Genomic DNA, 6,971 nt, shown 5'->3' on the forward strand with positions numbered 1-6,971 from the left:
CGTATCGATCGGATGCTGGGCGCGATCGAACGTGCGGGCAACAAGGTCCCGCACCCGGTGATGATCTTCCTGGCGCTCATCGCGCTGGTGCTCGTGCTGTCGCACGTGTTCTACCTGGCCGGGTCCGAGGTCACCTTCGAGCAGGCCGTGGTGACCACGGACGTCGACAGCGAGGCGTCGCTCGGGGAGGAGATCGTCGAGGGCGACGAGCCGGTCACCGAGACCGTCACGGTCGCCGCGAGGTCGCTGCTGACGGCCGACGGGCTGCGGTTCATCTTCACCTCGCCGGTGTCGAACTTCAACGACTTCGGCGTCGTCGGCGTGATCGTCGTGGCGATGATCGGTGTCGGGTTCGCCGAGTCGACCGGGCTCATCGGAGCCTTCATCAAACGACTCGTCAAGGTCACGCCGCGGCGCTTCATCACGGTGATCGTGGTGTTCCTGGGGGTGCTCTCCTCGATCGCCACCGACGCCGGGTACCTGGTGCTGATCCCGTTGGCTGCCGCCGTCTTCTACTCCTTGGGGCGTCACCCGTTGGCCGGACTCGCGGCGGCGTTCGCGGGCGTGGGCGGCGGGTTCGGCGTCAACCTGCTGATCACCCCCGCCGACGGGATGCTCACGGAGATCACCAACGAGTCGATCCCGAACCCGGCCGACCAGGTCGCCATCACCGGCAACCTCTACTTCGGGATCGTCTCGACGATCCTGGTCACGCTGCTGGCGACGTGGGTCACCGAGAAGATCGTCGAGCCGCGGCTGGGGCGCTACGACGCCGACGCCGAGGCTCCCGACCCGTCGCAGCTGGGTGACGGCAGCGCCAGCGAGCACGACCTCACGGCCGCGGAGCGGCGCGGCCTGCGGTTCGCCGGGTGGGGCCTGCTCGGGGTGACGGCCGTGGTCCTGGCGCTGTCCCTGCCGCCGAACGCGGTGCTGCGCAACCCGGAGACCGGTTCGCTGCTCGAGGGGTCGCCCCTCATGAGCAGCATCATCTTCCTGATCCTCGTCTACTTCTTCGTGATGGGCCTGTGCTACGGCAAGGGCGCCGGCACGGTGAAGGGGTCCATGGACGTCATCAACCCGATGACGAAGACCATCGCCGGCCTGGCCGGTCTGATCTTCCTGCTGCTGGTCATCAGCCAGTTCATCGCCTACTTCAACTACTCCCAGCTGGGCACGATCGCCGCGGTCAACATGGCCGACGCGCTGGAGACCGCCGGGCTGCACCCGGTGTGGCTGCTGCTGGGGTTCGTGCTGATGACCGCGGTGATCGACATCTTCATCGGCGGTGTGGTGCCCAAGTGGGCGATCTTCGCGCCGATCTTCGTGCCGCTGTTCATCCAGCTGGGCCTGGCACCCGAGCTGGCGCTCGCCGCCTACCGGGTGGGTGACTCGCCGATCAACATCGTCACACCGCTCATGCCGTACTTCGCGCTCATCGTGATCTTCGCCGAGAAGTACCACCGCAAGACCGGTGTCGGGTCGATCATCTCGCTGATGCTCCCGTACACGGTCGTGCTGATGGTGGCATGGACGGCGTTGCTGATCGTCTGGTACTTGCTGGGTCTGCCGCTCGGCCCCGGGGCACCTGTCCATCTGGCCTGACACGGCCTGCACACGCCACGGCCCACCCCGGCAGGTGCCGGCAGGTGGGCCGTGGCGTGTGCGACGGGCACCCCGTCAGGGTCGACGGTCAGGCCGGAGCGCCCTCCGGTGACCAGGTGCGGGCGACCTCCGCGAGCAGCCGCGCCCCGAACCCCGTGGCCCCCTTGGTGCGCCACGCGTCGTCCGTGTCGGACTTCATCGGGCCGGCGATGTCCAGGTGCGCCCACGGCGTCGCGCCGACCCACTCGGCCAGGAACAGCGCGGCGGTGATCGCGCCGGCGAACTCCCCGCCGAGGTTCTTGATGTCGGCGACCTCCGAGTCCAGCTGGGAGCGGTAGCGCCGGTCCAGGGGCAGACGCCAGACCGTCTCGTCGGTCAGCTGGGCGGCGTCCTCGACGAGCGCGGCCAGTGCGTCGTCGTTGCCGATCAGCCCGGCGCTGCGCGTCCCGAGGGCCGCCAGGCAGGCGCCCGTCAGCGTCGCGATGTCGACGATCGCGTCCACGCCGTCCTCGAGGGCCAGGGCGATCGCGTCGACCATCACCAGGCGCCCCTCGGCGTCGGTGTTCAGGACCTCGATCGTGCGGCCGGCGCGGCTGGTCAGCACGTCGCCGAGCTTGGTGGCCGAACCCGAGGGCATGTTGTCGGTGCAGGCCAGGTACGCGGACACCGTCACCGGCACCTCGAGCTCGGCCAGCACGGTCATGGCGGCGAGCACCGAGCCGGCGCCCGCCATGTCCATCTTCATCGCGGCATGCATCGCGTTGGACGGCTTGAGCGAGATGCCGCCCGAGTCGTAGGTGATGCCCTTGCCGACCAGGCCCAGGTGCCCGGCGGGGGTACCCGTGGGCGTGTACGTCAGGCGGATCATGCGCGGTTCCACGACGGAGCCGGCGTTGACGCCCAGCAGCCCCCCGCAGCCGAGCTCGACCAGGGCTGCCTTGTCGTACACCTGCACCTCGAGGCCGGCGGCCTCGCCCAGCCGCACCGCGACGTCGGCGAACGCCGGGGCCGTCAGGTACCCGGGCGGGAAGTTGGCCAGGTCGCGCGAGACGGCCGTCGCACGGGCCATCACCTGGCCGGTGCGGGCACCGGCCCGGGCCAGCTCGAGCCGCGCCTGGTCGGCGCCGGCGAGCACCAGCACGATCTCCTCGACCGGCACAGTGGTGGCTGCCGTGCGCAGCTCGTCGAACCGGTAGCGACCGAGCAGCACGCCCTCGACGACGGCCTGCGCGGCCTGCCCCGCATCGACGCCCGGCGTGTCGGCCAGCGAGGTCACGACGACGTCGTCGCGGGCGACCGCGCGGGCGAACGCCGCGGCGGCGTCCCGCAGCACGGCCGGCGTCAGGTCGGCGGACACGCCCGTCCCGACCGCCACCGTCGGTCGCTCGCCGGGGACGGCGAAGGTCTGCCCGGAGCGTCCGGCGAAGCCCCAGCGTTCCAGCTGGCCCCGGTTGAGGCCGAGGATGGCGGAGACGTCGCCGTCGGAACCGACCCCGATGCCGACTGTCGCGCCCGCGGGTGCCTCGGCGACGACCGTGACCTGCACGGCTCGGACGGCGGTGTCGGACGGGACGAGGTCGAGCTCGGTGCTGTCGCTGGTCATCGGTGGTCCTCTGCTCTCCTGGTGTGCTGCGTGTGTTGCGTGTGCTGGGAGTGGTGCGACTGGTGCGCTGCGGGCGGCGGTCTGCGGGGTCGGGGTGCGGGGGTCAGGTGAACGGCCACACCAGCGGGATGACGAGAAGGGCGACGGCCAGCCAGGTGACCATGGTGGACAGCCCGAGCTTCCAGTAGTCGCCGAACCGGTACCCACCGGGGCCCATCACGAGCATGTTCGCCGGTGTCGCGATCGGGGTGAGGAACGAGGCGGCGCCCGCCACGGCCACGAGCATGAGCACCGGGGCGAGCGCCACGCCCGTCTCGGTCGCCGCCGCCACCGCGATGGGCGTCACGATGAGCACGGTGGCCGTGTTGCTCACCACCTGCCCGAGCGTGGCGGTGAGCAGGAACAACGCGGCCAGCAGCGCGTACCCGCCGCCGTCGCCCACGAGCCGGATCATGGCGTCGGCGATCACCTCGGCCGCACCGCTGGTCTGGATCGCCACCGACAGCGGGATGAGCCCGCCGACCAGCACCACGGTCTGCCACGAGATCGCGCGGTAGGCCTGCTGCGAGCTGACGACACCCGTGAGCACCATGAGCACCGCACCGACCAGACCGGCCACCGCCGGTGTCGTGATGCCCCCGGCCAGCAGCACGATGGTCACCGCCAGCACGGCGAGGGCTCGCGGTGCGGTGCTGCCGAGTGCGACGGTCTGCCGGCGCACCAGCTCGGGGGAGTCGACGACCAGCACCTCCTGGTCGTACGCGAGCGCCTCGATCGCCGGCCACGTGCCGTGCACCAGCAGCATGTCGCCCTCGGCGAGCGCCGTCGGCTCGGCGCCGCGCTCCCGGCCGAGCCGGTTGATGCCGAGCACGGTCACGTCGTCGCGCACGATCCCGGGGAAGAACGTGCGCCCGATCGCGTCGGAGCGCGGCGGGACGACCAGCTCGGCGACACCGACCTCCTTGTTCAGCAGCTCGGTGCGCGTCGCCCGGGTCAGCGGGGTGCGGACCACCGTCATGCCGTGGTCGGCGGCCGCCGCACTGACCGACTCCACGGCGCCGGTCACCACGAGCACGTCGCCGGGCTCCAGGGCCCGCCCCAGTGGCGCCGGCTCGCCGGTGAGGTCCTGCAGGCCGATCGCCTGCAGGTCGTCGGGACCGGCCAGCGTCGGCCACGGGTGACCGACCGCCGCCGCACCGGCGTCCACCCGCAACCGGAAGAAGCCGTGGTCCAGCTGGTAGTGCTCGACCAGGGTGTCGACGTGCCGGCTGAAGTCCGAGGGCAGCGAGTCGGGGGTCCGTCGGGGCAGCAGGAACCGCCCGCCGAGCGCCGCGACGGCGACGGTCACGGCCACCAGCGGCACACCGACGACCGCGAACTCGAAGAACCGGAACGGGCGGCCGGTCTCGGCGGCCAGCGCCTCGGACACGATGACGTTGACCGTGCTGCCCGACAACGCCAGGAGCGCCCCGGCGCTGGCCGCGAACGCCAGCGGCATCAGCATCTGGGACGTGCTCTCGCCGGCCTTGCGGGCCGCGATCACCGCGACGGGGAGCAGGGCGGCCGCCGCGCCGTTCGGGGTGACGACCGCGGCCATCACCGCGCCCAGCGCCATGAGTGCGACGAGCAGGCGGGTGCGCCCGGTGCCGGCCTTCGCGGTCAGCACCTGGCCTGCCCAGGCCGTGACGCCGGACTGCTCGAGGCCTTCGCTGATGACGAACAGCGTGGCGATGAAGATGACGATGGGGTCCCCGAACCCGGCCAGTGCGGTGTCGAGGTCGACCGCACCTGTCAGCCACAGGGCGAGCGCGGTCAGGATCGCGACGATGCCGACGGGCAACCGGTTCCAGGCGAACAGCACGATGGCCCCGCCCAGCACGGCGAAGCTCGCGACCATCGGGTCCACACGCCCTCCGTCCCTCGACGTCACGCGGCATCCGTCGGGGCTACCCTCGCACCTCCTCGCCTGCGGCGCGCTGCGTCCGGCGCGTGCTCTCCCCGCGGGTGCCGGGTCGGGTGGACGCGCCGCAGGCCGGCACCCCCGGTGGGAGGGGTACCGGCCTGCGGCGGTGGGTGCGGACCGGAGCCGCGTCGGGTCAGGCGCGCGCGGCGGACCCCTCGAAGGCGGTCCACGACTCGGGGGCGAGCGTGACGACGGTGCTGCCGTCCTTCTCGATGCGCACCGCGGGGGCGTCGATCACGCGCACGTGCTTCTCGGCGACCGTGGCGGCGTGCGCCGGTCCGGCGACGGCCGGCTCGTGGTCCGCGGTCACCTCGAGGCCGGCGGTCAGGGTGATGCTCGCGCCGAGGTGCGAGATCGTCACGTCGACCGGCTCGGCGGTGCGGTTGGTGAGGAACAGGGCCAGCGAGCCGTCCGTCTCGTCCCACGTGGCGGCCGCGGTGACGGTCGGCACGTCACCGTGACGCTTCGTGGTGAAGACGGGGGCGTCGACGCGCAGGTCGAGGGCAGTGCCGCGCGCGGTCCGGGCGGCCTGCGCGAACGGGAAGAACGTCGGCTGCTTCCAGGCCTCGCCACCCGGCTCGGTCATGATCGGCGCGATGACGTTGACGAGCTGTGCGAGGCACGCGACGGGCACCCGGTCGGCGTGGTTGACCAGCGTGTTCAGCAGATCGCCGACGACCACGGCGTCGAGGCCCGAGTAGATGTCCTCGATGATGCGCGGGGCGTCCTTCTGCAACGGCAGGTTCGCCTCGCCGGGGAACCGCGACTCCAGGTACCAGACGTTCCACTCGTCGAACGAGATGGTGATGGTCTTGTCCGAGCGCTTGCGCGCACCGACGGCGTCGGCCGACGCGACGACGCGGCGGATGAACCGGTCCATCGCGGTGGCGGAGCCGAGGAACGAGGCGCGGTCCCCGTCGAGCTCCTCGTAGTACGCGTGCATGGAGATGTGGTCGACGATGTCGTAGGTGTACGACAGGACCGTCTGCTCCCACTCGCCGAACGTGTCCATGTACATGGAGGACGAGCCGCAGACGACGAGCTCGATGTTCGGGTCGACGAGCTTCATGGCCTTGCCGGCCTCGCCGGCGAGCTTGCCGTACTCGTGGGCGTCCTTGTGGCCGATCTGCCACGGGCCGTCCATCTCGTTGCCCAGGCACCACAGCTTCACGCCGTAGGGCTTCTCGCGGCCGTTCGCGATGCGCATGTCGGCCCACTTGCTGCCGGCCTCGCCGTTGACGTACTCGACGAGTGCCGCGGCGGCGGCGACGCCGCGGGTGCCGAGGTTCACGGCCATCATCGGCTCGATGCCCTCGCGCTCGGCCCACTGCAGGAACTCGTCGGTGCCGATCGTGTTGGGCTCGATCGTGCGCCAGGCGAGGTCGATGAACGGCTTGCGCTGCTCGACCGGGCCGACGCCGTCCTCCCAGTTGTAGTTGGAGACGAAGTTGCCGCCCGGGTAGCGGACCATGCTCACACCGAGCTCGTGCGTGAGGTCGGCGACGTCGCGACGGAAGCCGTGCTCGTCGGCCGTGTCGTGACCGGGCTCGTAGATGCCCGTGTAGACGGCGCGGCCGAGGTGCTCGACGAACGAGCCGAACAGGCGGCGGTCGACGGCCCCCACACGGAAGTCGGGGTGGAGCAGGACGGTGGCGCGCTGAGTCATCGGGGCACTCCTGGAGGGGGCGGACATCGCTGTCCGGCAATTGCATCGTTGTAAACGCGAGTGTACAGCCCGCGCGGGGCTCTCGTCATCGCCCGCTCGCCCGAGGTCCCGCCGTGTCGGCGGGGGAGTCAGGGCAG

The 6,971-nt window shown here is 71.4% G+C and carries 4 protein-coding genes; 1 reads left to right on the top strand and 3 read right to left on the bottom strand.

What is annotated here, in order from left to right; all coding sequences use genetic code 11:
• Nucleotides 1-12 precede the first annotated feature (12 nt).
• On the top strand, nt 13-1,602 hold the full coding sequence (locus tag ACTHAM_RS16720; RefSeq protein WP_440689532.1) for an AbgT family transporter: 1,590 nt from the start codon (nt 13-15) through the stop codon (nt 1,600-1,602).
• Between the two features lie 88 nt (nt 1,603-1,690).
• Here ACTHAM_RS16720 and ACTHAM_RS16725 read toward each other — a convergent pair whose 3' ends face one another.
• The 3 genes from ACTHAM_RS16725 to arfA all read right to left on the bottom strand — a co-directional run bounded on the left by ACTHAM_RS16725 (nt 1,691) and on the right by arfA (nt 6,834).
• Nucleotides 1,691-3,205 (bottom strand): leucyl aminopeptidase, encoded by a 1,515-nt coding sequence (locus ACTHAM_RS16725; RefSeq protein ID WP_440689534.1) that lies wholly within the window; start codon nt 3,203-3,205, stop codon nt 1,691-1,693.
• A 103-nt stretch (nt 3,206-3,308) separates the two neighbouring features.
• Nucleotides 3,309-5,102, bottom strand: a complete 1,794-nt coding sequence (locus ACTHAM_RS16730) for an SLC13 family permease (RefSeq protein WP_440689540.1) — start codon at nt 5,100-5,102, stop codon at nt 3,309-3,311.
• A 199-nt stretch (nt 5,103-5,301) separates the two neighbouring features.
• Nucleotides 5,302-6,834, bottom strand: a complete 1,533-nt coding sequence (gene arfA, locus ACTHAM_RS16735) for an arabinosylfuranosidase ArfA (RefSeq protein WP_440689536.1) — start codon at nt 6,832-6,834, stop codon at nt 5,302-5,304.
• Nucleotides 6,835-6,971: the final 137 nt, after the last annotated feature.

Origin of the sequence: Cellulomonas soli (assembly GCF_052036975.1) — a bacterium.
In the GTDB taxonomy this organism is placed as follows: Bacteria; Actinomycetota; Actinomycetes; order Actinomycetales; family Cellulomonadaceae; genus Cellulomonas; species Cellulomonas soli_A.